We start from the raw sequence: 23,004 nt of genomic DNA on the forward strand, positions 1-23,004 counted from the left end.
TATGTTTTTTAATATGCTCGCGTTTGAGCTGCGCTATTTTGTGCGCCAGCCTTCGTTTTATGTGACCTCATTAATCTTCTTTTTTATGGCGTTTTTTATAAGCTCTAGTAGTAAGTTCCCGTTAGGTGGGGCGAATGTTCATATGAACTCGCCTTTCTCTATTATGCTTTTAACCGTTACATTTTGTACACTCGCTATGTTTTTAGTGGTTAACTTTGTTGCCAGCTCTGCTATTCGCAACAGTGAAAGCAAAATGGATGAGCTGGTTTTTAGTAAGCCCGTTAACCCTCTTGCTTATCAATCAGGACGTTTTTTTGGTGCTTACTTGGTTGTGCTAGTTGTTTTTTTAACTGTGCCATTAGGCGTGTTTTTGGGATCTCAATTTGGCTTGTTGGTTGGCTGGCTTGATAGTGAGCTAGTAGGCCCTAATAAGTTTATATATTACGCAGCGCCTTTTTTATATTTAGCAATACCCAGCTTACTGGTACTCAGTGCTATTTTTAATAGTGTGGCGGTCTATTTTAAAACCATGATGGCGGTATATGTAACGGCCGTAGTGATTTATATAACCTACCAATTGGCGAGTATCTATTTTGATGATTTAGCGTTTAGAAATATTGTTGTTTACGCAGATCCATTCGGCCTCGGTTCGTTAATTGACTTAACCCGTTACTGGACTGTAAGTGATAAAAATACCGAAGTGTTAACGCTCTCGGGCGATTTTTTAATTAACCGTATTTTATGGGTAGCAATAAGTTTAGCGATGTTTTTTGGCCTCGGAAAGTTAGGTAATCGCGTAGTAAGTAAAAAACAGAAAAAGCAATTTGCTGTCTCAACGTTTGTAAAAAATAAACAAGCAGCACTTATTAGCAGCGCTAAAAATTACAAGTCAAAAGGGGTAAATACGCAATCGCAATTAGTAATGCGCAGCTTATTTGAACTTAAGCAGGTTATATTAAGTGCCCCTTTTATGATTTTAGCGGGTGTCAGTATTACTATGTTACTCGCACCACTCTTTGCGCCTATTGGCGCGTATGGCACAACAGATTGGCCGCTTACACAAAACATGGTGGGCATTATTCAAAACTCCTCCGCTTTGTTTATGTTTATCATTATTGCTTATTACAGCGCAGAGCTGGTTTGGCGAGAACGCCACAGTGGTATGGGTGATATTGTTGACAGTTTCCCGGTGCATAACAGTGTGTTTTGGGTATCTAAAATTATTGCGTTAATCACTGCAGTTTGTGGTCTTTATTTAGTAGGCATGATGTTTACCATTGCAGTGCAACTGTTTAAGGGGCAATTTAACCTAGAGCTTGGCCAGTACTTATTTAGGTTGGGTTACCTTACATTACTGCCTTTTATTATGATGGCTATATTGGCGTTCTTTTTACAAATAATTAGCCCTAATAAATACATAGGTATGGGTTTATTTATTCTGTATTACATTGCTCAAATGGTAATGGGTGCTTACGGGTTTGAGCATCATATGTATCATTTTTCCCAAAGCAGTAGCGTACCGTATTCAGATATAAACGGTTATGGACATTTTTTACAAGGCGCGCATTGGTATACCCTATATTGGGGGGCATTGAGTGTGTTTTTAGCTATTGTAGGGTTTGCTTTATGGCATCGCGGCCCGTCGCAAACATTGCGTACTCGTTTATCTTTAGTACGTTACAACATGTCTTTAAAAGGCCAGATTGCAGCCGTTATAAGTTTATTGGTATTTGTGGGCGCGGGTTATAACATTTATTACAACACCCGTGTAATCAACGAGTTTGTAACAAGTGATGATAACGAAGCGCTACAAGTAAGGTATGAGCAAGAGTTTTCACAATACAAAGACTTGCCACTGCCTATAATAACTGATGTTGATTTAAACATTGATATTTATCCTAAAAAGCGTGCTTTAAATGCCGTGGCTAAAATTAAGTTTACCAATACCGCAAACGAGCCAATAACCCGTGTGTTAATTAATGAGCCTAGCCAATCTAAAAGCTGGGATGTAAAAATGGCGGGCGGAAAAATAGTAGAGCGTTTAACCGATTTTGGCATGGTATGGTTTGAGTTTGAACAACCGCTAATGCCTAATGAAGTACGCGAAGGTGAGCTTTTAGTTTCTCGTGAACACGACGGTTTTGTTGATAGAAGATCTGATACTCAACTCGTGTACAACGGTACATTTGTAAATAATGGAGAATTATTACCAAATTTTGGTTATCAAAAGTATTTTCAAATTGCCGATAAGTATGAGCGCCGCAAGCACGATTTACCTGAGCTTGAGCGCGCACATAAACTAGAAGACAGCCGCTATTATACGCAAAATGAGTTTGGGCCTGCTAATGGCTTTATAAACTATAAGGCAACGGTAACCACCGATGAGTCGCAATTTGCTATTACACCAGGTTACTTAAAAAGTGAGAGTGTAAAAGACGGGCGCCGTACTTTTGTTTATGAAATGGATGCTCCAATTATAAACTTTTACTCTGTACTTTCAGCTGAACTTGAAAGTAAAAAAGTTGAGCATAATGGGGTAAATATTGAGGTGTACTACCACAAAGATCATGCATGGAATGTTGACCGCATGATTGAGTCAGTTCAAGACTCAATAGATTACTACACACAAGCCTTTGGCCCGTATCAGCATAAGCAGTTACGTATTATTGAATTTCCTAAGTATCGCTCGTTTGCGCAAAGTTTTGCCAATACGGTGCCTTACTCTGAAAGTATTGGTTTTATTACAGACTTAAGAGATGAGAGTAAAGTTGACCTACCTTACTATGTAACCGCACATGAAGTTGCGCACCAATGGTGGGGGCATCAAGTATCAGGGGCTAATGTAGAGGGCAGTGCTGTTATTTCTGAAACACTTTCGCAATACAGTGCGCTAATGGTGCTAAGAAAACGCTTTGGCGCCGAGAAGCTTCGTAAATTCTTAAAGTACGAGCTAGATAAATACTTAATGGGCCGTACTGGCGAAGCCTTTGAAGAAATGCCGCTATATAAAACGCAGGGTCAGCTGTATCTTCACTATAATAAAGGCTCAGTTGCGATGATGGCTTTGTATGACCGCTTAGGCGAAAAACGCTTAAATGCCGCACTTAAAGCATTTTTGAATGAGTTTAAATACCAATCAACGCCATACCCAACCACACTTGATTTACTCAGTTATTTAAAGCGAGATGCAACACAAGCTGAACAACGTTTTATTGATGATCAGTTTAAATATATAACGCTTTATGAGCTTGAAATGAAAGAAGTGTCGGTTACAGATGATGTTGATAGCGAAGGTTTTTATACGGTAACACTGAGCGTTGAAGCAACTAAGCAGCATGCCGATGGACAAGGTGAAGAAACAGAGCAGCCGCTCGATGAGCTAATTGATATTGCATTATTTAGCGACGACCCTGAAAACTTACTAGCTGAAGACTTTGTTATTTACTCGCAAAAGCATCAAATAGTGTCTGGTACCAATACTATTGAGCTAAAAGTAAAAGAAAAACCATTATTTGCGGGGGTAGATCCTTACATTAAGCTGGTCGACAAAGACAGTAAAAATAATTTAGCTAAATTCTAACGTCTATTTATTTACTAACCACTTAAGTTGACTACTTTAAGGGCCGCATTTATGCGGCCCTTATGTGTAATAAACTGTATAAAACTTCATAGCGTTTCTACATATTCCCCACAGCTTTTTACGCTAATATTTTATGTTCTCTTATAAAGTTACCTTACTGGTATTTAGTTTATAAGGAAGAGTATGAAACCATTAATTATAGGGGCGATAGCATTAAGCCTCAGTGCTTGTTCTGCGGTAACCATTCAGCCACAGGCAACAGCAAAAATAACGAGCCAAGCTAATTTCGAAGATAGCCGCCCATTTTATTTATGGGGATTAGTGGGTGAGCAGCGGGTAGACGTAAAACAAATATGTTCAAATACACCGGTTATTCAAATGCAGTCACAACAAACGTTTAGTGATGGAGCGCTGAGTTTAATTACGCTTGGAATATACTCGCCCCATACCATTAAAGTGTGGTGCCAAGAGCAAATACTAGGGGAGACATTATGAGCATCAAGCTATTTGCAGCCGGTTGCACACTGATTATTTTAACGGGGTGTACAAATATTTACTTTGATAACGGTATACAGAGCAAAGTAAGCAATAAAACGCTAAAAAGCTCACAGTGGCATCATAATTTTGCACTTGCGTTGTACGAGGGATCAGAGCCGTTAGATTTAACAACACATTGCCCACAAGGGGAGTGGCAAAGTGTTCATACGTATAAATCGTTTACTAATGGTTTAGCTGAGGTGGTTGTGAATCAAATCGGCCCAGCTTGGTACCCTAAAACAGTAGAAGTACAATGTAATAAGGTACCATTTAAAGCTAAATAATTATTTAAAATAGTTATTCGTAACGCAGTGCATCTATAGGGTTTAGTCTTGCTGCTTTAATAGCAGGGGCTAAACCAAATATAATCCCAATCATTGATGTAAATCCGAACGATAGTATTACAGCCCATGCTGGTATATATGCATCAGGCATACTAGGGACTAAAAACGAAATAAGCCCTGCGGCGCCATATCCTATAATGAGTCCTATTAAACCACCAAAGAGTGAAAGCACAACGGCTTCAACTAAAAACTGCAGCATAATAAAACCAGGTGTTGCGCCTAGTGCTTTTAATGTACCAATAACGCGTGTGCGTTCAGTTACCGACACTAGCATTATATTCATAACACCAATACCGCCAACAAGTAAGCTTATTCCAACAATACCAGCAGTAATAGCAGTAGCACTGCTGGTAAATTTATCTATTTGGGCACGAGATTTTTCAGCGGTTTCAAATTCAAAGTCGTTTTCATCTTTCTCTTTTAGTTTATGTAGTTGGCGCAATACACGGGTTATTTTTGCAAGCACTTGTTCTTCGTTAGTACCTTCATTCAGCCTAAACATAATTTGCACATTAGTTTGTGTACTTCCGCCTTCTAAAGCACTCATGGTACTAATTGGAATATTAATGTAATCGTCTTGGTCAAAACCAAATAAGCTACCTTGTTTTTCAGCAACGCCAATAATTCTAAACCATTCACCACCTAGCTTTATATATTCACCTACTGGGTTTTCAGGAAGGTTTAGCTTTTCTATGATTGAAGGGCCGATAAATGCGACCCTTCTTCGCTTATCATCGTCCTCAGCACGAATAAAGCGGCCAAGTTCAGGGTAAGTACGATACGCTTTTTGATAGTCTTGCTCAGTACCTATTACACGCGATGAATGGCTTTTATTTCCATACTCAGCCCCTCCCGAAAAACGCCAGGTAAACATTAGGGCAGTTAGCGTTTCAGCTTCTTTTATACGCGACTTTAAAGCTAAAAAATCGTCGTAGGTAAGCTTGGCATTTTTACCAACCATTTCGAGTTCAATACTGGTGTAAGGCTTTATTGTTGTTACATCTGGCGACATATCAGCAAATTGATCATTTATTTGCTTTGTAAAACCCTGCATTACTGCAACTACAGTAACTACGGCGGCAACACCAATAATAATGCCCAAACAGGTCAGTGCGCTGCGCATTGCATTAGCTTTAATAGCTGAAAAAGCGGCTTTAGTGCCTTCCATTATCGCAAGAGCTGATTTAAACATGCTGCTTGATTCCTTCATCTTTAGTTACATCACTTACCACTTTACCGTCGACTAAACGAATTACGCGTTGGCAATGATCGGCAATTTCTTGTTCATGTGTTACTAAAATAATAGTGTGACCTTCGTTATGCAGCTCATCAAACAAATCCATAATTTCGCGGGTCGTTTTACTATCAAGGTTACCTGTGGGTTCATCTCCTAATAATATATGTGGTTTTGTGACTAAAGCGCGGGCAATAGCAACCCGTTGACGTTGCCCGCCCGATAGCTGGCTAGATAAATGATTAACTTTATCACCGAGACCTACCCGTTTTAGTGCTTCTAGGGCTTGTTGCTTGCGCTGTTTGCTAGGGATGAAGCGATACACTAGAGGCTGCATTACATTTTCTAGTGCGGTTGCACGTGGTATTAAATTAAAGCTTTGAAATATAAACCCGACACTTTCATTACGCTGATGAGCTAGCTCTGTCTCGGTCATACTTTTTACTAGTTTGTCTTTTAAGTAGTATTCGCCACTGGTGGGTGTATCTAAACAACCTAGTAAGTTCATCAAGGTCGACTTGCCTGAACCAGAAGGTCCTATAATCGCCACGTATTCGTTTTGCATTATATGTACGTTTACATCATCAAGTGCTTTAAATACCTCTGAGCCCATTTTGTATTGTTTATTAATATGCTCAAGTTTGATTACCGCAGACATTAGGCTTCTTCCTTGTCTGCATCTGACTTAAGTTTTACTACATCACCTTCAGTCAGAAGACTTACTGGGCGCGCAGGACCAATAACAATGTTGTCGCCTTCATTTAAGCCGTCAGTAATTGCTTGCTCTATATCAGATGATATTCCAACAGTTACAGCAATTTTGCTAACTGTATTATCGCTATTTAGTCGCCACACAAATGTTTTATCGTCTTCTTTTTGGATTGCCTCTATTGGAAGTTTTAGACCATTTTCGGCAATGCTTGTTGCGATCTCTGCTCTACAACTCATTCCTGCATATAGCTGGCGCTCAGTAGTATCGAGTAATACTTTTACTTTAAACGATAAACCTTGAGAGCCTGCTTGGTTTTTAGCTGAAGTACCAATATTGATTACTGTGCCGCTAAATGGTTTATTGGGGTATGCGGCCGCATAAATATTCGCTTTTTGGTTAAGCTTAATACTCGCAATGTCGGTTTCATCAACACGTAGCTCGGCTAAAATAGCGCTTGGGTCGGCTACTAACATCAAATCAGAACCAATAATATTAGTAGTACCGGCTATAACGGTTTCACCTTCTTTAATATTTACAGATGCAAGCAAGCCGCTCATTGGAGCTCTAAATACACTTTTACTTAAGCGATCTTGCGCAATTTGTAGTGATGCTTGTGCTTGGTTGTACGACTCTATTCGTGATTCAATATCGATTTTAGCCAGATCGCGTGCGCTTTCAATATTCTCGTAGCTCTCTTGATTACCTAAACCGACATCGTATAAGTCTTTTTGTCTTTTAAGTTGTCGCTCTAGATTAGTAAGGCGTGTTCTACTATGTTTAATTTCAATCTCTGTGGCGCGAAGGATTGCTTTACTACGGGTAACTTCAGATTCAAAAGCGGTTGTATCAAGGCGCATTAACATATCGCCTTGTTTCACTCCTTGGCCTTCTTGAACAAATATTTTATCTACTCGGCCTGTCACTTCAGAGCGTAATTGCACTTGTGTATTAAAAACTAAATTACCTGAAGCCATTATTGAGTCAGCAATGTCGCCTAGCTCTACTTGAGCAATATTTACTTCGGCTTGTTTTTCATCGCCAGAAATTTGCTTTGACACAATTAGGGCTATAAATGCGCCTACAGCGAGTGTGATGATTATTGCTTTTTTCATTTTTATCTATCCGTGAATTAAGTAATGCGGAGGCAATACATACCCCCATCTAGTGGTTACATTGCTGCAATGACTGCCCAAATACCAAAAATAATGATTGAAGGAAGTGCAGAGAATAGGAGTGCTTTGTTAGTTGAAAAATTAGTCCAGCATTTTAAGCCGATCATTCCCAGCGCAATGCTCCAAAAGCTAAATAAGTTTATTGATTCTAATAAGCTATAAAAAGGATGGCCAATTTCAAGTCCTATTATTAATTGGTTAATAGATGCGTAGCTAAATACGGCTTGTTGAGATATTTGATCTGTACTTGCACTTAGTACAAGAGCAATTGTGCCTAGGCTTGAAATAACAACTGGCATCATTGTCCAGGTAGAGAATCCATACCAAGCTCCGTAGCTATGTTCTGATTCAGGATCTTGTTTAGCCACAAGCATATAATAAAGTGCCATGAGTGCATTCATAATAGCTAGCCCCATTACGCTGCCAAACAGAGCAAACCAAATTTGGTTTTCTGCATTTAGCTCTATACTTTGACGAATTGCTTTTTGCTCGCCAATTGTTGCATCTATACTTGATGCTGCTACTTGCTCATTAATCAAAAACTGCATATCAACACTAGAGTAAAAAATATAAACACTAGCGATACTAGCAAGGGTAATACATATAAATGCTAACCATGACCAACCCTTGGCGTGTTCAACACCATTGAAAGCTTTACTAGGATTTATATAAATATCGAGTAGGGCGCTAAAAGCGTTAGGTGATTTCATTATTATTCCTTTATACCTATTTTATGGCTAGGCAGTTATAAATGCCCAGTGACTAAGTTATAGAATAAAGGAAAAAGTATGTATTGTTTTCATTCAATTGTAACGGTTTGTTAACAGGTGTGAGGGGTCTTATTCAAAAACGAGAAAAGGGCCAAAAGGCCCTTCGTGTTGCAGCAAGTAACACATTCTTTCTTATAAATTAAAGTCTACAGAATAAGCAACGTAAGCTTTAATATCTGAATCATCCATATCTGTATCAGACAAACCAAAAGTAAAACCGTCTTTCGAAATTGATACACCGTAATCTAGAATATTGTCATCGCCAATAAAATCACCAGAGTAATGGCCTAAGTGAAGTGCCATTTCAGTGCCGTTACTGCCAACAGCAAAACCGTAGTCAGCTGTCAGGTAAAGTGAATCACCAAAGTCTGTACCATCACCACTTGCAGCTGATGTTGCAAGTACTGAAGCACCAAATGTAAAACCTTCTACACTAATGCTACCGTAAATTTCAGAGAAATCTGCGTCAGCTTCAGAAGCGGCATCTGGGTAAGCGTAATAAATATAGCCAACATCGTAGCTAACGCTTTCGTTAATGTCGCCACCAAAGCCTGCATATAAATCAAGCTCATAGGTCATTTCATCTGCCCACGATGCATTTGAAGCCCAAGTACCTGCATAAAAGCCCGATTCATTGGCGTAATCAATACCGCCTGAAATAGCTGCATCGCCCCCAGTTTGCTCTTGACCACGCCATAAGTAGTTTGATGTTGCCGCTGCATTAGCAGTTACTTCAGCATGTACGGCTGTTGACGTTAAAGATGTTGCGCCCATTAATGCTATAGCACTGATAGCGATTGTTTTTTTTAGTTTTAGCATGTCCATTTCCCGTTATATGATTTTTGCTCGCCAAGGTTTTTATTATGTAATCGGAACCTTTAGGCTGACGGCTTTTTATTGTTTAACTAACGGGATAATTGCACTGTATGTGCCAGCTTCATTATTTTTTATTAAAAATTATTTTTTATTTATTAAAAACATGAGCTTGAATTTTATGAATAGGATGGGGATATAACATGAAGGAAGATGTTGCGCACATTGCTGGTGCATAAATTAACCTAGCCGCACCATAAAAGTACGGCTAAATTAGAAGATTTTAACCGAATATAGTGCGCATAAGGCTAATTGTTTCGTTTACGCTGCGACCTTTTTGTACTTCACTCACAATTGAATCACGTTTACTGCGAATATGCTCAGGAATATCGTCAGCAGCAAGTGCACGGTCTACTAGAATTTCTGCAGACTCTTTACCTCTACGCTGAGTTTTACCTGTTGTAGTTGTAGTACGTTTAGGCTTGGTTAGCAGTTTAATGTAGTTAGAGTTATCTGGTGTTTTAGCATCAGCGTAGTGAAAGAAACATGGAATTAATGCTTTAATAGCAACCAATTGTTCTTCTAACTCATTACTAGGTTTAGCCATTTTGTACCATGACATAGCTTGAATACCTTTTACGATATCTTGCCAGTAACGCTCAAAATCACTATTTTTAAGTTTAGAAACACCAAGGGCACCACATAATGCATCTAATCGATTATTTGTAATCGGAGTAAATAAATCAGGGCGACGCATTGCAAGCAGTCGTGTTGCAGGCGCAAGTGTTGGTTTTTCGTTGTTGTCGGTGAATATTTTTGAATAAGCAGCAACAAATTGTTGATATTCGTATTGAGTAATATCACCTTCAAGTGGAATATTCACTAGTGCATCGTCAAAAGCACCTGGTAAATCACCAAGCATTTGATGGAAGCTCTTTGCACTCTTTGTAGATGCAAACCATTCAACGTCAAAGTTGTATGTGCTTGGATCAAGTGATGCCATGTGCTTACCGCTAAACGCAAGTAAGTCTTCAGGAATCATATCTTTAAGAGACTGTTCACGAATGCTTTTGATGTAGTCTACCAAACGAAGCTGTTCATCAAGTGCAATAACGTCTTTGTGTTGTTCTACAAATACACTGACAACAGGCCACGGAGCAATACGTAAAGTTTTAACCTGTAAAAAGCTGATAGCTGAAATAAGCTGATCGTGTAGCTTCTTAAGTACTGGTAACTGCTGTGGCTCTAGCAAATCGTAGTTCATACGATCTCTGCTTGCACTTAGCAATTCGTAACACCAAGGTAAAAAATCATCAGGGTGGTTTTCTACTTTCACGGCCATAAGGTTAAGGCTTAACTCTGAAGATTGCTTCAGAATGTTCTGATAGATTTGATTTTCTTGTTCGCCTAGCGTCATTTTTGACGGTGAAATTAGCAGTTTTTTCATGCCTTGTAGAATCTCCGGTTTAGATATATATTTTTTTGCTGGTCTATTTTAGCGCAATTACGCTAATAACAACAGCGCTGTCCTCCATACGTTGTAATTGAAGTGACTAAATCAGTATTTTTGCTAATAAAATGAGACTAATGCTTTAACATGTATCAATCATTTTCATCCAGTACAAATAGGCTTTCAACTGAGGTATTAAAATGCTTTGCTATTTTTAGAGCAATTATTACCGACGGCGTAAACCGGTTTGTTTCTACGGTACTTATTGTTTTGCGCGACACGTTAATAGCATCAGCAAGTTCTTGCTGTGAAAGCCCGGCCTCTTTTCGATACTTTGCTATGTTATTTTGCATTTCCTCTCCTAATCACGATTTTGCCAAAGCAATGAAGCGCCATATACCAAGAGCATGATACCTAGGTAGAATATTGCCATAGTTGCATGCGAAAATTCGGTAGGTATTTCATCGCTTATATAAAAAACACCAAGAAGGCAAAACCCAAATGCAAAACTTGTATGTTTATATGCATTAGTGTCAATGGTGTTTAGAAACTCATCTTTATAAGCGTATTGAAAATACATTTTTAACGGAAAACCCCCTTTAATGAGATAAATAATCACTATAACTATATAAAAAAAAACGCCCATTCCAACAGTTAAAAGCCCTCCAATATGTTGATCTTGTTTTATTAGTGAGTAAACACAGAGAAGTAAACAAACTATCCCTGCGCTTAAACTAATCCATATGTTTTGACCCATAAATTGTTCTTCAGTTTTAATATCCTGTTGTTTCATAGTATTCATCCTGTAATAGTATTTTATTTTTTGTAACCTCTGGGTATCAATGCAACCTTGGGGTATCACCGGGTCAATACTTATTTGTAACCTAAAGGTATCAAAATGTTTCAGGAAAGATTCATATAGAACAGGTAAAGTAGTTTTAGTGGCTTTTTTACATCAACTACAATGATTTTAAGGCTAACACTCGCTATGATAAGAACATTATTTGCACGTTTGAAAGGACGATCATGAAAACCTTACTTAAAATTGTAGGTGTAATACTTTTACTATGTATAGCACTAATTGTTGCCGCACCGTTTTTAATTCCTACTGATACTATTTTTAATAAAGTGTCGCAGCAGGTAGAACAAACAACTGGGCGCACTCTTACTATTAAAGGTGATAAAACACTTAGCGTATTCCCTGCATTAAAGTTAGAACTTAACGACGTGCATTTTGCAAATATGGAATCAGGTTCGCGCGCCGATATGGCGAGTATGAAACAGCTTGCTGTACACATACCTTGGTTTTCATTATTTGGTGGTGAGTTTAAATTAGATAAGTTTGTTATAAATGAACCAAATATCCTATTAGAAACTGACAAAAATGGTAAAGCTAATTGGCAGTTGTTTGATGCAGTTGCAGAGCAACCTAAAGAGCAAAGCCAATCAGGTGAAGCGATAAAGCTTCCAGATAACTTTGATATTGAGTTAGGTGAGGTTGCTATTTATGGCGGCACATTTACTTATCTAGATGGTCTAACAGGTGCTAAGCAACAAATTAGTGATTTAGAACTCGCTATTTTACTTCCATCACTTCGTAAAACATTAGAAGTAAAAGGGGGTATTACTTATATGCAGGAGCGTTTTGAGCTTGATATAAAATTAGATACTCCTGCTAAAGCAATTGAAGGTGCTACTTTTAATGTTAAACAAACCTTAGATTCTCGTTTAGTTGATCTAACGTTCGAAGGGAGCATCGCTGGGCAAGGCCAAGATATTAAAGGTCAGTTATCACTAAGCGGTGAGTCAGTTAAAAGTATTGCGAAATGGCAAGGTGTAGAGTTAGACGCTAAAGACAATGCTTTTAACGCATTTAGTGTAAACGGTAAAATGCACCTAGCAGGTGAGAAATTTAATTTAGAAGATTTAGTTGCGACGTTAGATGCATTGGAAATAAAAGGTAAGAGTGAGCTTAACCTAGGTAAGCGTTTAGCTGTAAATGCTGATATTGATTTAGGTATGCTTGATTTAAACCCGTACCTACCTGAAGCAGTAGCAAAACAAGAAGAGCCAGTAGAGCAAAATGATAAACCTGCAGAGCCAATAGTATGGGATGACACTAAAATTGATCTAAGTGCGTTAAATTCACTAGATGCGAATGTAGTTATTCGTTCAAGTGGATTAAAAGCTAACGATATTAAGTTGGGCGCCAATCAATTTACTGTTGCTTTAAAAAATAGCGTTGCAAAACTAAGCCTAGATAGCTTTTCTGCTTATGAAGGGTCAGGTAAAGGCGTTATTAATGTAAACGCACAACAAGTGCCTTATAAAATATCAACTAACTTTGACTTAGCTGGTATAGATGCACAGCCTTTATTAACTGATGCGGCAGGTTTTGACAAGCTAATGGGTAAGGGTTCTTTAAATTGGAACCTAAACACAACTGGCCAAAGTCAAAAGTCGTTTATTGGTGCGCTTAACGGAAAACTTGGATTTGAGTTTGCTGATGGAGCTGTAAAAGGTGCGAATATAGCTGAGATGGTTCGTAAAGGTAAGGAACTCATTTCAGGAAACTTTGGTGCTGCGTCTGAAGGGCTGGATACCGGGTTTGAAGAATCAGAGCAAACAGATTTCTCTGCACTAACGGGAAGTTTTAACTTTACTAATGGTGTTGGTAAAAATACTGATTTATCACTTATTAGCCCACTCGTTAGAATATCAGGTGAAGGCGATGTTGATTTACCGCAAACAACAGTTAATTACCGTTTGGTTACAGGCATAGTTGGATCAATCGAAGGACAGGGGACCACTGATGACAGCACTGGTTTTAAAATACCACTACGTATAAAAGGGCCTTTCCACGATGTTGGTATAAAGCTTGATGTAGGCAATGCGCTTAAAGATGAAGCTAAGCAGAAGGTTGATGAGGCAAAAGAAAAAGCCAAAGACAAAGCAAAGGATAAGATTAAAGATAAATTAAAAGGTTTATTCGGTTAATCATCTATAGTTAAAACAAACAAGGCACTTATATAGTGCCTTGTTTGTTTTGTAACCACCTGTAAAATAGCTACATAGCCGTAATTACTCAACTTTAATAACCATACGCTCTAAATTAATTAAAAAATAACCTATCACTACCCCCTCAATGCTGGTACAATTGCCCGCCCTTAAGAGACAACTCGTTTGTTTTTTGATTGGGATTTAATCGAAATGTCTGATTTTTAAACGAATTTTAGACACGTTGTAATTACTACACCGGAGGTCATTAACATGATCCAAATGCAAACTCAGCTGGAAGTTGCTGATAACAGCGGCGCTCGCAAAGTGCAGTGTATAAAAGTCCTTGGTGGTTCACACCGTCGCTACGCAGCGATTGGCGACATCATTAAAGTTTCTGTAAAAGAAGCTATTCCTCGCGGTAAAGTGAAGAAAGGTGATGTTAAAAACGCGGTAGTTGTGCGTACCAGAAAAGGTGTTCGCCGTCCAGATGGTTCTTTGATCCGTTTTGACAGCAACGCGGCTGTTATCTTAAATGATAACTTGCAGCCAATTGGTACACGTATTTTCGGCCCTGTGACTCGCGAACTTCGTAATGATAAGTTCATGAAAATCGTTTCACTAGCCCCAGAAGTACTGTAAGGAGCCAATCATGGCAGCAAAAATACGTCGTGATGACGAAGTAATCGTACTAGCAGGTAAAGACAAAGGTAAGCGCGGAAAAGTGCTTTCAGTTGTTACTGAATCTGGTCGAATCTTTGTCGAAGGCATAAACTTGATCAAGAAACACCAAAAGCCGGTTCCACAATTGAACCAAGCTGGCGGCATTGTTGAGAAAGAAGCATCTATGGATGCATCAAACGTTGCGATCTTCAACTCGGAAACGAGTAAAGCTGATCGTGTAGGTTTCAAGATTGAAGATGGTAAGAAATTACGTATCTTTAAATCTACTGGTAAAACTATCTAATAGTTGGAGTAGAATGATGGCGAAACTGCATGAAGTATATAAAGACAAAGTAGTTGCGGAACTTCAAGAGAAGTTTGGTTTCAGCTCTGTCATGCAAGTCCCTCAGATCGAAAAGATCACATTGAATATGGGCGTGGGCGAAGCCCTAGCTGACAAGAAGATTTTAGATAACGCAGTAGCGGATCTAGCAGCAATCTCTGGTCAGAAACCTCTAATCACTAAAGCACGCAAATCTGTTGCTGGCTTCAAAGTGCGTGAAGGTTACCCGATTGGTTGTAAAGTAACCCTACGCGGCGAGCGTATGTGGGACTTTTTTGAGCGTTTGGTATCAATCGCTATCCCACGTATTCGTGACTTCCGTGGCGTAAGTGCTAAGTCTTTTGATGGACGTGGCAACTACAGCATGGGCGTACGTGAACAAATCATCTTCCCAGAAATCGATTACGATAAAGTAGACCGTGTACGCGGTATGGATATTACTATCACTACTTCTGCGAAATCTGATGAGGAAGGCCGTGCGTTGTTAGAAGCGTTTAACTTCCCATTTAAGAAATAAGGGTAGGGTTATGGCAAAGAATTCTATGAAAGCGCGCGAAGCAAAGCGCACAAAACTAGTTGCTCAGTTCGCTGAAAAGCGCGCGGCACTAAAAGCTATCATCAGTGATGTTAACACATCTGAAGATGATCGTTGGGACGCGGTACTTAAGCTACAAGCTTTACCTCGTGATTCTAGCCCTGCACGTCAACGTAATCGTTGTAACATTACGGGCCGCCCACATGGTTTCCTTCGCAAATTCGGCATGAGCCGTATTAAAGTTCGCGAAGCAGCTATGCGCGGTGAAATTCCTGGCCTTAAAAAGGCTAGCTGGTAATAGAATCATGGGAGTAAGACTATGAGCTTGCAAGATCCTATCGCGGATTTGTTTACACGAATTCGTAACGGTCAATCAGCGAAGAAAGTATCTGTAACGATGCCAACTTCAAAGCTGAAAGTAGCATTAGCTAAAGTACTAAAAGACGAAGGTTATATCGTAGATTTCGCCGTTAACGGTGAAACTAAACCTGAGCTTTCTATCGAGTTGAAGTACTTCGAAGGCAAAGCTGTAATTGAAAATATCCAGCGTGTAAGTCGCCCTGGTCTACGTATCTATAAGAAACGTGACCAATTACCTAAGGTAATGGGTGGTCTTGGTATCGCTATCGTATCAACTTCTAAAGGCCTAATGACAGACCGCACAGCACGTAGTGCTGGTGTTGGTGGTGAAATCATTGGTTTTGTAGCTTAATCGGAGGGGAACTATGTCTCGCATAGCAAAGGCACCAATTACTGTTCCTGCCGGTGTAGAAGTTACATTAAAAGGCCAGGAAATCACAGTTAAAGGCAAAAACGGTGAACTTACTCGTACTATCAACAACGCTGTTGAAGTACAAGTTAATGACAACGTTATTACTACTTTACCTCGTGATGGCGTAGCTAATGCATGGGCTCAAGCAGGTACTGCTCGCGCTCTAATCAACAACATGGTTGTTGGTACGCATGAAGGTTACGAGAAGAAACTTCAGTTAGTAGGCGTGGGTTACCGTGCTGCAGCTAAGGGTAAAACATTAGATTTAACTCTTGGCTTCTCACACCCAGTTAATTTCGCAGTTCCTGAAGGAATTACGATTGAAACTCCAAGCCAAACAGAAGTTCTAGTTAAGGGCGTAGACAAGCAGTTAGTTGGTCAAACAGCTGCTAACATTCGTGCATACCGTAAACCTGAGCCTTATAAAGGTAAGGGTGTTCGTTATTCAGATGAGAATGTACGCCGTAAAGAGGCTAAGAAGAAGTAAGGTAAGACGATGGATAAAAAAACAGCTCGTCTACGTCGTGCTAAACGCACTCGTAGAAATTATATTGAACAAGGCACAACGCGTCTTGTTATCCACCGCACGCCACGTCACATATACGCTCAAGTAGTAAATGCTGAGGGTAATGTACTGGCTGCTGCTTCTACTGTTGAAAAGGCTATTAGCGAAACAGTTAAAGGCACCGGTAACGTTGAAGCTGCGCAAGCAGTTGGCAAAGCGGTTGCTGAACGTGCGGCTGACAAAGGCATCGAAAAGATTGCTTTTGATCGCAGTGGCTTTAAATATCACGGCCGTGTGAAGGCGCTAGCTGATGCTGCGCGTGAAGCCGGTTTGCAATTCTAGGAGTAGACTATGGCTAACGTAGAAGCAAAGCAACAACAGCCTGATCTAGCTGAAAAGCTAATCGCGGTGAACCGTGTGTCTAAAGTAGTTAAAGGTGGTCGTATCTTTAGCTTTACTGCACTAACTGTAGTTGGTGATGGCGCAGGTAAAGTAGGTTTCGGTTATGGTAAAGCACGTGAAGTTCCAGCTGCTATTCAAAAAGCAATGGAAAAAGCACGTCGTAACATGATCAACGTAGACCTAAATGGCAACACATTACAGCATCCTGTTAAGGGACGTCATGCTGGCTCACTAGTGTTCATGAAACCAGCATCTGAAGGTACTGGTATCATTGCAGGTGGTGCTATGCGTGCAGTACTAGAAGTTACTGGTGTGCAGAACGTACTTTCTAAATGTTACGGTTCTACTAACCCGATCAACGTGGTACGTGCAACGATTTCGGCTCTTGAGAATATGAATTCTCCACAGTCAATCGCTGCAAAACGTGGCCTTCGCGTAGACGAAATACTGGGGTAACCATGGCAAATCAAACTGTAAAAGTAACACAAGTAAAAAGCTCTATCGGTCGTTTACCGAAACATAAAGCTACATTACGCGGTCTTGGTTTACGTCGTATCAACCACACTGTTGAGTTAGAAGACACAGCATGTGTACGTGGTATGATAAACAAGGTTTCTTACATGGTTAAGGTAGAGGGTTAATTCGATGCATTTGAATACACTTTCACCTGCTGCAGGTTCAAAAACTGCTCCAAAACGTGTTGGTCGTGGTATCGGTTCTGGTCTAGGTAAGACTGGCGGCCGTGGTCACAAAGGTCAAAAATCACGTTCTGGCGGCAAAGTACGCGTTGGTTTTGAAGGCGGTCAAATGCCTATGCAACGTCGTCTACCTAAATTTGGTTTTACTTCTCGCAAATCTTTAGTATCTGCAGAAATAAACCTTTTTGAAATCGCTAAAGTAGAAGGCGATGTGGTAGACCTAAGCGCGTTACAAGCAGCTGGTCTAGTTAAAAAGAACGTTCTTTTCGTTAAAGTTGTTAAATCTGGCGAAGTTTCACGCGCTGTTACCGTTAAAGGCCTTAAAGCCTCTAAAGGTGCTCGCGAAGCTATTGAAGCTGCCGGAGGCAAGGTAGAAGACTAAGGAAGTACTAATGGCTAAACCAGGTCAAGATACAAAAAGTGCACAAGGTGGACTTTCGGAATTGAAGCGCCGATTACTCTTCGTATTGGGTGCTATCATAATTTACCGTCTAGGTTCATTTGTGCCGATCCCTGGGATTGACGCCGCTGTACTTGCCGATTTCTTCGAGCAACAAAAGGGCACCATTGTTGAGATGTTCAACATGTTCAGTGGTGGTGCACTTGAGCGAGCTTCAGTGTTAGCACTGGGTATTATGCCGTATATCTCGGCTTCGATTATTACGCAACTATTAACGCATATGTATCCTCCGTTTATAGAGCTTAAGAAAGAAGGTGAGCAAGGGCGTAAAAAAATTAGCCAGTACACACGCTATGGCACGCTTGTGCTAGCTACTATTCAATCAATCGGTATTGCTTCTAGCTTACCGGGCATGATGGAGGGGTTAGTTGTTAACCCTGGTATGGGTTTCTATTTCACCGCAGTGGTGAGTTTAGTGACTGGTACTATGTTCCTTATGTGGTTGGGTGAACAAATAACAGAGCGCGGTATCGGTAACGGTATCTCTGTTCTAATATTTGTTGGTATTGTAGCTAACTTGCCGTCTGCTATTGGTTCGACAGTCGAAATGGCGCGCCAAGGTGATTTGAATGTTTTTGTACTGTTGATGGTTGCGGTAATCGTATTCGCTGTTACTTATCTTGTAGTGTTTTTCGAACGTGGACAACGTCGTATTGTTGTTAACTACGCTAAACGCCAACAAGGTCGTCAAGTATTTGCTGCTCAAAGCACGCATTTACCACTAAAAGTAAATATGGCGGGTGTTATTCCACCAATCTTCGCTAGCAGTATAATTCTGTTCCCTGGTACAATTGCTAGCTGGTTCGGCCAAGGTGAAGGTCCAGTCGCTGATGTATTACAAGCTGTTGCTACTACGTTGACCCCAGGTCAACCGTTGTACTCACTTGTTTTAGCTGCGGCTATTATCTTCTTCTGCTTTTTCTACACAGCGTTGGTTTTTAACCCACGTGAAACTGCAGATAACCTTAAGAAATCTGGCGCATTTATCCCAGGTATTCGTCCAGGTGAGCAGACATCTAAATACATTGATAAAGTGATGACACGCCTGACATTGGCAGGTGCTTTGTATATAACCTTTATCTGTCTGGTGCCTGAATTCATGACGATGGCGTGGCAAACGCCATTCTACTTCGGCGGTACATCAGTTTTGATTATCGTTGTAGTGATCATGGACTTTATGGCACAAGTACAGACTCACCTGATGTCTCATCAGTATGATTCTGTGCTGAAAAAAGCGAACCTTAAAGGCTACGGTCGATAAGGTCAGTTTACGGAGTTGAGCAATGAAAGTACGTGCTTCCGTTAAGAAAATATGCCGTAACTGTAAAGTTATTAAACGTGCTGGTGTAGTACGCGTAATTTGCAGTGAGCCTAAGCATAAGCAAAGGCAAGGTTAAGTAAACAGCGTGCAGGCTGAGTTTTCTCGGCCTGTGTTTTTAGTAGTAATTTGGTCTTCGTTTGAGTATCCTTACGGGCTTTTCAAACAGATGATTACCAAATTCGAATATAGGAGATGTGTTAGTGGCCCGTATTGCTGGCATTAACGTCCCTGATCATAAACATGCAGTTATTGGTTTAACAGCTATTTATGGCATAGGTAAGACTCGCTCTAAGGCTATCTTAGTAGCGACTGGTATCGCCGAAACCACAAAAATCGGTGAACTTTCAGACGAAATTCTTGACGTACTGCGTGATGCAGTTGGCAAGTACACTGTTGAAGGTGATCTTCGTCGTGAAGTTACTTTAAATATCAAGCGCCTTATGGATCTTGGTTGTTATCGTGGCCTACGTCACCGTCGCTCTTTACCACTACGTGGTCAAAGAACTAAGACTAACGCGCGCACCCGCAAGGGTCCTCGTAAGCCTATTAAGCGATAAGGGGATAGTATTATGGCTAAGACACCAATTCGTCGTAAAAAGGTTAAAAAACAAGTTGCTGATGGTATGGCTCATGTTCATGCGTCTTTCAACAACACTATTGTAACGATTACCGACCGTCAAGGTAATGCACTATCATGGGCTACTGCCGGTGGTTCAGGTTTCCGTGGTTCACGTAAATCTACACCATTTGCTGCTCAGGTTGCTGCAGAGCGTGCAGGTACTGCTGCTCAAGAATACGGTTTAAAAAATCTAGAAGTTTTCATTAAAGGTCCAGGTCCAGGTCGTGAATCTGCTGTACGTGCTTTGAATGCTGCTGGTTACCGTATTACCAACATTACTGACGTGACGCCTATACCACATAATGGTTGTCGTCCACCGAAGAAACGTCGCGTTTAACAATAGGTTAGGAGAAATAACATGGCAAGATATTTGGGCCCTAAGCTCAAGCTGAGTCGTCGTGAAGGTACTGACCTGTTCCTTAAGAGCGGCGTAAGAGCTATCGACTCTAAGTGTAAACTTGAGACTGCACCTGGTCAGCACGGCGCCCGTAAAGGTCGTTTATCTGATTACGGTTTACAATTACGTGAAAAGCAAAAAGTACGTCGTATATACGGTGTATTAGAAAAGCAATTCCGTAACTACTACAAAGAAGCTGCTCGCCTTAAAGGTAATACAGGTGAAAACTTGTTACAGCTTTTAGAGCAACGTTTAGACAATGTTGTATATCGCATGGGTTTTGCTAGCACACGTGCAGAAGCACGTCAGTTAGTAAGCCATAAAGCGATTTTAGTTAATGGTCGTGTTGTGAACATTCCTTCATACGTAATTACTCCAGAAGATACTGTTGTAATCCGTGAGAAGTCTAAGACACAAGCACGTATCATCGCTGCTCTAGAGTTGGCTGAGCAACGTGAAAAGCCGACTTGGGTTGAAGTTGACGGTAAGAAATTGGAAGGCAGCTTTAAGCGTCTACCTGAGCGTTCAGACCTGTCTGCGGACATTAATGAACAACTAATCGTCGAACTTTACTCTAAGTAAAGTTAAGAGTTAAGAGAGGATAAAATGCAGGGTTCTGTTACAGAATTTCTAAAACCAAGGTTAGTCGACATCGACGCTATCAACCCAACGCGTTCTAAAATAGTTTTAGAACCATTAGAGCGTGGCTTTGGCCATACTCTGGGTAATGCTTTACGCCGTATATTACTTTCATCTATGCCTGGATGTGCAGTAACTGAAGTTGAAATCGACGGTGTATTACATGAGTACAGCGCGAAAGAAGGCGTTCAAGAAGACATCATTGAAATACTATTAAACCTTAAAGGTTTAGCAGTAACGTTAGAAGGCAAAGATGAAGTTTTTCTGACCCTGACTAAATCTGGTGTAGGCCCTGTTACTGCGGCTGATATTCAGCACGATGGCGATGTAACAATTGCTAATCCAGATCACGTTATTTGTAATTTAACTACAAATAACAGCGAGATCAGCATGCGTATTCGTGTTGAACGTGGTCGTGGTTATGTGCCGGCATCTAGTCGTTTATCCTCTGATGACGATGAGCGTCCAATTGGTAGATTGTTGCTTGATGCATCATTTAGCCCAGTTGAACGTATTGCGTACTCGGTTGAATCAGCTCGAGTTGAGCAACGTACAGATTTAGACAAGTTAATCATTGATATGGAAACAAACGGCACTTTAGATCCAGAAGAAGCGATCCGCCGTGCGTCTACTATCTTAGCTGAGCAATTAGATGCATTCGTAGATTTACGTGATGTAACTGAGCCAGAAGAGAAAGAAGAGAAGCCAGAATTCGATCCTATTCTACTTCGTCCAGTTGATGACCTTGAATTAACAGTACGCTCAGCAAATTGTTTGAAAGCCGAGCAAATTCAATATATCGGTGATTTAGTTCAGCGCACTGAAGTTGAGCTTCTTAAAACACCTAATTTAGGTAAGAAGTCTCTAACTGAAATTAAAGACGTGCTAGCTTCACGTGGACTTTCTCTGGGCATGCGCCTAGAAAATTGGCCACCTGCAAGCTTAGCTGAATAATCTAAATCACTATATTAGTTTAGTTAGAAGGATAGGGTCATGCGCCATCGTAAGAGTGGTCGTCAATTAAACCGTAACAGTAGCCATCGTAAAGCGATGTTTAGCAATATGGCAGGTTCTTTGGTGAAACATGAAATCATCAAAACTACTTTGCCTAAAGCGAAAGAGTTACGTCGTGTAATTGAACCTTTAATCACACTGGCTAAGACTGACAGTGTAGCAAATCGCCGTTTAGCGTTTGCTCGCACGCGTGATAATGAAGTTGTTGGTAAATTATTCAGTGAAATCGGTCCACGTAACGCGGATCGTCCAGGTGGTTACACTCGTATTCTTAAGTGTGGCTTCCGTACTGGTGATAATGCACCAATGGCTTATATTGAACTAGTTGGTCGCCCAGCGACTAGCGAAGCAGTTCAAGAAGACGCACAGTCTGCAGAGTAAGTCTTAAAGAAACCTAAAAGCCGAGCCTATGCTCGGCTTTTTCTTGCCTAAAATTTGTCAAACTATATGAACCAGTAATTACCTTCTATTATGGGCACTGACTCATAGATTCTGAATTGATAAGTTGTTTTGGCAGCTGCTTTAATTGCTCTACCTAATTACTCTTTATTTACCATTCATTCAAAATAGCCTATCAGATTCTAGTTAAAGATCATTTCCACTATATATTGTGATTTACAGCTATTAATAATACCGCCGCGAATTGAGCTACAATTAGAGCAATCCCTAACGAAGTTTCTACTTATAGAGCTGATTAAAAGATATAACGTGGCACTCTTATCAATATACCGGTACTAAGAACCTCAGAGTAAAGTTAACCATTACGGCCTAAGTAAACTTCCTCCTAAAATTTGTAAAACTATTATTAAACATAGGCTGATCAATTCAATTCAATTCTAAGCTTTTGATTAATTTAAATGATTTATAGCAATACGACTATTGCTCCATTGGTTGTTTTTTCCGCATCGATGATCGAAATATGTCTCTACCCGTTAGTAGTTGCCACAACTTTCATTTCAAATAGCTCTATGAACCTATTAATAATGGTAGTTTAGTTGTGTTTTTGAGCGTTTAGCTCAAATACTCA

The 23,004-nt window shown here is 40.2% G+C and carries 29 protein-coding genes; 21 read left to right on the top strand and 8 right to left on the bottom strand.

Translation table 11 applies throughout. The features are described 5' to 3' along the window. The first annotated feature begins 1 nt into the window (after position 1). From CXF76_RS07865 to CXF76_RS07875, 3 genes are all read left to right on the top strand, one after another. A complete protein-coding gene (locus CXF76_RS07865; protein ID WP_101163387.1) occupies positions 2-3,580 on the top strand; it encodes an ABC transporter permease/M1 family aminopeptidase in 3,579 nt (1,192 codons plus the stop codon). Positions 3,581-3,763: 183 nt separating this feature from the next. Then, on the top strand, positions 3,764-4,075 hold the full coding sequence (locus CXF76_RS07870; RefSeq protein ID WP_101163388.1) for a Bor family protein: 312 nt from the start codon (positions 3,764-3,766) through the stop codon (positions 4,073-4,075). Next, the gene (locus CXF76_RS07875; protein WP_101163389.1) at positions 4,072-4,401 is read left to right on the top strand and encodes a Bor/Iss family lipoprotein; all 330 of its coding nucleotides are present in this window, start codon (positions 4,072-4,074) and stop codon (positions 4,399-4,401) included. The genes CXF76_RS07870 and CXF76_RS07875 overlap by 4 nt, the downstream gene beginning before the upstream one ends. Before the next feature lie 13 nt (positions 4,402-4,414). Here CXF76_RS07875 and CXF76_RS07880 read toward each other — a convergent pair whose 3' ends face one another. The 8 genes from CXF76_RS07880 to CXF76_RS07920 form a co-directional block, all read right to left on the bottom strand. Then, a complete protein-coding gene (locus tag CXF76_RS07880; protein ID WP_076925846.1) occupies positions 4,415-5,653 on the bottom strand; it encodes an ABC transporter permease in 1,239 nt (412 codons plus the stop codon). Further along, positions 5,646-6,353 carry an ABC transporter ATP-binding protein gene (locus CXF76_RS07885; protein ID WP_024599491.1) on the bottom strand — a complete coding sequence of 236 codons (708 nt, stop codon included), beginning with the start codon at positions 6,351-6,353 and terminating at the stop codon, positions 5,646-5,648. The genes CXF76_RS07880 and CXF76_RS07885 overlap by 8 nt, the downstream gene beginning before the upstream one ends. Next, positions 6,353-7,519, bottom strand: a complete 1,167-nt coding sequence (locus CXF76_RS07890; RefSeq protein ID WP_024608092.1) for an efflux RND transporter periplasmic adaptor subunit — start codon at positions 7,517-7,519, stop codon at positions 6,353-6,355. The genes CXF76_RS07885 and CXF76_RS07890 overlap by 1 nt, the downstream gene beginning before the upstream one ends. 56 nt (positions 7,520-7,575) lie before the next feature. Further along, positions 7,576-8,289 (bottom strand): YIP1 family protein, encoded by a 714-nt coding sequence (locus tag CXF76_RS07895; RefSeq protein WP_101163390.1) that lies wholly within the window; start codon positions 8,287-8,289, stop codon positions 7,576-7,578. 192 nt (positions 8,290-8,481) lie between these two features. Then, positions 8,482-9,168 carry a TorF family putative porin gene (locus CXF76_RS07900; protein ID WP_024591363.1) on the bottom strand — a complete coding sequence of 229 codons (687 nt, stop codon included), beginning with the start codon at positions 9,166-9,168 and terminating at the stop codon, positions 8,482-8,484. 277 nt (positions 9,169-9,445) lie between these two features. Continuing rightward, positions 9,446-10,609 (bottom strand): hypothetical protein, encoded by a 1,164-nt coding sequence (locus CXF76_RS07910; RefSeq protein WP_024591362.1) that lies wholly within the window; start codon positions 10,607-10,609, stop codon positions 9,446-9,448. 155 nt (positions 10,610-10,764) lie between these two features. Beyond that, positions 10,765-10,965 carry a helix-turn-helix transcriptional regulator gene (locus CXF76_RS07915; RefSeq protein ID WP_024591361.1) on the bottom strand — a complete coding sequence of 67 codons (201 nt, stop codon included), beginning with the start codon at positions 10,963-10,965 and terminating at the stop codon, positions 10,765-10,767. A gap of 8 nt (positions 10,966-10,973) precedes the next feature. After that, complete coding sequence (locus tag CXF76_RS07920) at positions 10,974-11,405, bottom strand: hypothetical protein (protein WP_007584645.1); 432 nt, start codon at positions 11,403-11,405, stop codon at positions 10,974-10,976. Between the two features lie 233 nt (positions 11,406-11,638). Here CXF76_RS07920 and CXF76_RS07925 point away from each other — a divergent pair, with 233 nt between their 5' ends. From CXF76_RS07925 to rplQ, 18 genes are all read left to right on the top strand, one after another. Next, a complete protein-coding gene (locus CXF76_RS07925; protein ID WP_101163391.1) occupies positions 11,639-13,609 on the top strand; it encodes an AsmA family protein in 1,971 nt (656 codons plus the stop codon). Positions 13,610-13,882: 273 nt separating this feature from the next. Beyond that, positions 13,883-14,251 carry a 50S ribosomal protein L14 gene (gene rplN / locus CXF76_RS07930; RefSeq protein ID WP_002959498.1) on the top strand — a complete coding sequence of 123 codons (369 nt, stop codon included), beginning with the start codon at positions 13,883-13,885 and terminating at the stop codon, positions 14,249-14,251. Positions 14,252-14,261: 10 nt separating this feature from the next. Next, the gene (rplX, locus tag CXF76_RS07935; protein ID WP_002959496.1) at positions 14,262-14,576 is read left to right on the top strand and encodes a 50S ribosomal protein L24; all 315 of its coding nucleotides are present in this window, start codon (positions 14,262-14,264) and stop codon (positions 14,574-14,576) included. 16 nt (positions 14,577-14,592) lie between these two features. Then, a complete protein-coding gene (gene rplE, locus CXF76_RS07940) occupies positions 14,593-15,132 on the top strand; it encodes a 50S ribosomal protein L5 (RefSeq protein WP_010554915.1) in 540 nt (179 codons plus the stop codon). A gap of 10 nt (positions 15,133-15,142) precedes the next feature. After that, a complete protein-coding gene (gene rpsN / locus CXF76_RS07945; RefSeq protein WP_010554914.1) occupies positions 15,143-15,448 on the top strand; it encodes a 30S ribosomal protein S14 in 306 nt (101 codons plus the stop codon). 21 nt (positions 15,449-15,469) lie between these two features. Further along, complete coding sequence (rpsH, locus tag CXF76_RS07950; RefSeq protein WP_007584660.1) at positions 15,470-15,862, top strand: 30S ribosomal protein S8; 393 nt, start codon at positions 15,470-15,472, stop codon at positions 15,860-15,862. A gap of 13 nt (positions 15,863-15,875) precedes the next feature. After that, positions 15,876-16,409 carry a 50S ribosomal protein L6 gene (rplF, locus tag CXF76_RS07955; protein WP_002959488.1) on the top strand — a complete coding sequence of 178 codons (534 nt, stop codon included), beginning with the start codon at positions 15,876-15,878 and terminating at the stop codon, positions 16,407-16,409. A gap of 9 nt (positions 16,410-16,418) precedes the next feature. After that, a complete protein-coding gene (rplR, locus tag CXF76_RS07960) occupies positions 16,419-16,769 on the top strand; it encodes a 50S ribosomal protein L18 (protein WP_002959486.1) in 351 nt (116 codons plus the stop codon). 9 nt (positions 16,770-16,778) lie between these two features. After that, a complete protein-coding gene (gene rpsE / locus CXF76_RS07965) occupies positions 16,779-17,285 on the top strand; it encodes a 30S ribosomal protein S5 (RefSeq protein WP_002959485.1) in 507 nt (168 codons plus the stop codon). Between the two features lie 2 nt (positions 17,286-17,287). Beyond that, a complete protein-coding gene (rpmD, locus tag CXF76_RS07970) occupies positions 17,288-17,470 on the top strand; it encodes a 50S ribosomal protein L30 (protein WP_002959482.1) in 183 nt (60 codons plus the stop codon). 4 nt (positions 17,471-17,474) lie between these two features. Then, positions 17,475-17,909 (top strand): 50S ribosomal protein L15, encoded by a 435-nt coding sequence (gene rplO, locus CXF76_RS07975; protein ID WP_002959480.1) that lies wholly within the window; start codon positions 17,475-17,477, stop codon positions 17,907-17,909. 10 nt (positions 17,910-17,919) lie between these two features. Next, positions 17,920-19,248 (top strand): preprotein translocase subunit SecY, encoded by a 1,329-nt coding sequence (secY, locus tag CXF76_RS07980; RefSeq protein WP_007584663.1) that lies wholly within the window; start codon positions 17,920-17,922, stop codon positions 19,246-19,248. A gap of 22 nt (positions 19,249-19,270) precedes the next feature. Beyond that, on the top strand, positions 19,271-19,384 hold the full coding sequence (gene rpmJ, locus CXF76_RS07985) for a 50S ribosomal protein L36 (RefSeq protein ID WP_002959476.1): 114 nt from the start codon (positions 19,271-19,273) through the stop codon (positions 19,382-19,384). 124 nt (positions 19,385-19,508) lie between these two features. Then, positions 19,509-19,865, top strand: a complete 357-nt coding sequence (gene rpsM / locus CXF76_RS07990) for a 30S ribosomal protein S13 (protein ID WP_007584664.1) — start codon at positions 19,509-19,511, stop codon at positions 19,863-19,865. A gap of 12 nt (positions 19,866-19,877) precedes the next feature. After that, positions 19,878-20,264 carry a 30S ribosomal protein S11 gene (gene rpsK / locus CXF76_RS07995; RefSeq protein ID WP_002959471.1) on the top strand — a complete coding sequence of 129 codons (387 nt, stop codon included), beginning with the start codon at positions 19,878-19,880 and terminating at the stop codon, positions 20,262-20,264. A 21-nt stretch (positions 20,265-20,285) separates the two neighbouring features. Next, positions 20,286-20,906, top strand: coding sequence for a 30S ribosomal protein S4 (gene rpsD, locus CXF76_RS08000; RefSeq protein WP_002959461.1), 621 nt, complete (start codon positions 20,286-20,288; stop codon positions 20,904-20,906). Between the two features lie 24 nt (positions 20,907-20,930). After that, entirely contained in the window at positions 20,931-21,917 is a 987-nt protein-coding gene (locus tag CXF76_RS08005) for a DNA-directed RNA polymerase subunit alpha (protein WP_002959452.1), read from the top strand. A gap of 39 nt (positions 21,918-21,956) precedes the next feature. Beyond that, entirely contained in the window at positions 21,957-22,358 is a 402-nt protein-coding gene (gene rplQ, locus CXF76_RS08010; protein ID WP_002959450.1) for a 50S ribosomal protein L17, read from the top strand. The last annotated feature ends 646 nt before the right edge of the window (positions 22,359-23,004 follow it).

The sequence above is a fragment of the Pseudoalteromonas sp. 78C3 genome (assembly GCF_002836695.1).
Classification (GTDB): Bacteria; Pseudomonadota; Gammaproteobacteria; order Enterobacterales; family Alteromonadaceae; genus Pseudoalteromonas; species Pseudoalteromonas arctica.

Excerpts from the sequence above, each read along its gene's own strand:
- rplF (WP_002959488.1), top strand. The coding sequence starts at position 15,876 with ATGTCTCGCATAGCAAAGGCACCAATTACTGTTCCTGCCGGTGTAGAA.
- secY (WP_007584663.1), top strand. The coding sequence starts at position 17,920 with ATGGCTAAACCAGGTCAAGATACAAAAAGTGCACAAGGTGGACTTTCG.
- CXF76_RS07875 (WP_101163389.1), top strand. The coding sequence starts at position 4,072 with ATGAGCATCAAGCTATTTGCAGCCGGTTGCACACTGATTATTTTAACG.
- CXF76_RS07865 (WP_101163387.1), top strand. The coding sequence starts at position 2 with ATGTTTTTTAATATGCTCGCGTTTGAGCTGCGCTATTTTGTGCGCCAG.
- CXF76_RS07890 (WP_024608092.1), bottom strand. The coding sequence starts at position 7,519 with ATGAAAAAAGCAATAATCATCACACTCGCTGTAGGCGCATTTATAGCC.
- CXF76_RS07915 (WP_024591361.1), bottom strand. The coding sequence starts at position 10,965 with ATGCAAAATAACATAGCAAAGTATCGAAAAGAGGCCGGGCTTTCACAG.
- rpmJ (WP_002959476.1), top strand. The coding sequence starts at position 19,271 with ATGAAAGTACGTGCTTCCGTTAAGAAAATATGCCGTAACTGTAAAGTT.
- rpmD (WP_002959482.1), top strand. The coding sequence starts at position 17,288 with ATGGCAAATCAAACTGTAAAAGTAACACAAGTAAAAAGCTCTATCGGT.
- rpsN (WP_010554914.1), top strand. The coding sequence starts at position 15,143 with ATGGCAAAGAATTCTATGAAAGCGCGCGAAGCAAAGCGCACAAAACTA.
- rpsH (WP_007584660.1), top strand. The coding sequence starts at position 15,470 with ATGAGCTTGCAAGATCCTATCGCGGATTTGTTTACACGAATTCGTAAC.
- CXF76_RS08005 (WP_002959452.1), top strand. The coding sequence starts at position 20,931 with ATGCAGGGTTCTGTTACAGAATTTCTAAAACCAAGGTTAGTCGACATC.
- rpsE (WP_002959485.1), top strand. The coding sequence starts at position 16,779 with ATGGCTAACGTAGAAGCAAAGCAACAACAGCCTGATCTAGCTGAAAAG.
- CXF76_RS07880 (WP_076925846.1), bottom strand. The coding sequence starts at position 5,653 with ATGTTTAAATCAGCTCTTGCGATAATGGAAGGCACTAAAGCCGCTTTT.
- rpsK (WP_002959471.1), top strand. The coding sequence starts at position 19,878 with ATGGCTAAGACACCAATTCGTCGTAAAAAGGTTAAAAAACAAGTTGCT.
- rplE (WP_010554915.1), top strand. The coding sequence starts at position 14,593 with ATGGCGAAACTGCATGAAGTATATAAAGACAAAGTAGTTGCGGAACTT.
- CXF76_RS07910 (WP_024591362.1), bottom strand. The coding sequence starts at position 10,609 with ATGAAAAAACTGCTAATTTCACCGTCAAAAATGACGCTAGGCGAACAA.
- CXF76_RS07900 (WP_024591363.1), bottom strand. The coding sequence starts at position 9,168 with ATGCTAAAACTAAAAAAAACAATCGCTATCAGTGCTATAGCATTAATG.
- CXF76_RS07870 (WP_101163388.1), top strand. The coding sequence starts at position 3,764 with ATGAAACCATTAATTATAGGGGCGATAGCATTAAGCCTCAGTGCTTGT.
- rplQ (WP_002959450.1), top strand. The coding sequence starts at position 21,957 with ATGCGCCATCGTAAGAGTGGTCGTCAATTAAACCGTAACAGTAGCCAT.
- rpsD (WP_002959461.1), top strand. The coding sequence starts at position 20,286 with ATGGCAAGATATTTGGGCCCTAAGCTCAAGCTGAGTCGTCGTGAAGGT.
- CXF76_RS07885 (WP_024599491.1), bottom strand. The coding sequence starts at position 6,353 with ATGTCTGCGGTAATCAAACTTGAGCATATTAATAAACAATACAAAATG.
- rplN (WP_002959498.1), top strand. The coding sequence starts at position 13,883 with ATGATCCAAATGCAAACTCAGCTGGAAGTTGCTGATAACAGCGGCGCT.
- CXF76_RS07920 (WP_007584645.1), bottom strand. The coding sequence starts at position 11,405 with ATGAAACAACAGGATATTAAAACTGAAGAACAATTTATGGGTCAAAAC.
- rplX (WP_002959496.1), top strand. The coding sequence starts at position 14,262 with ATGGCAGCAAAAATACGTCGTGATGACGAAGTAATCGTACTAGCAGGT.
- CXF76_RS07925 (WP_101163391.1), top strand. The coding sequence starts at position 11,639 with ATGAAAACCTTACTTAAAATTGTAGGTGTAATACTTTTACTATGTATA.
- rplO (WP_002959480.1), top strand. The coding sequence starts at position 17,475 with ATGCATTTGAATACACTTTCACCTGCTGCAGGTTCAAAAACTGCTCCA.
- CXF76_RS07895 (WP_101163390.1), bottom strand. The coding sequence starts at position 8,289 with ATGAAATCACCTAACGCTTTTAGCGCCCTACTCGATATTTATATAAAT.
- rplR (WP_002959486.1), top strand. The coding sequence starts at position 16,419 with ATGGATAAAAAAACAGCTCGTCTACGTCGTGCTAAACGCACTCGTAGA.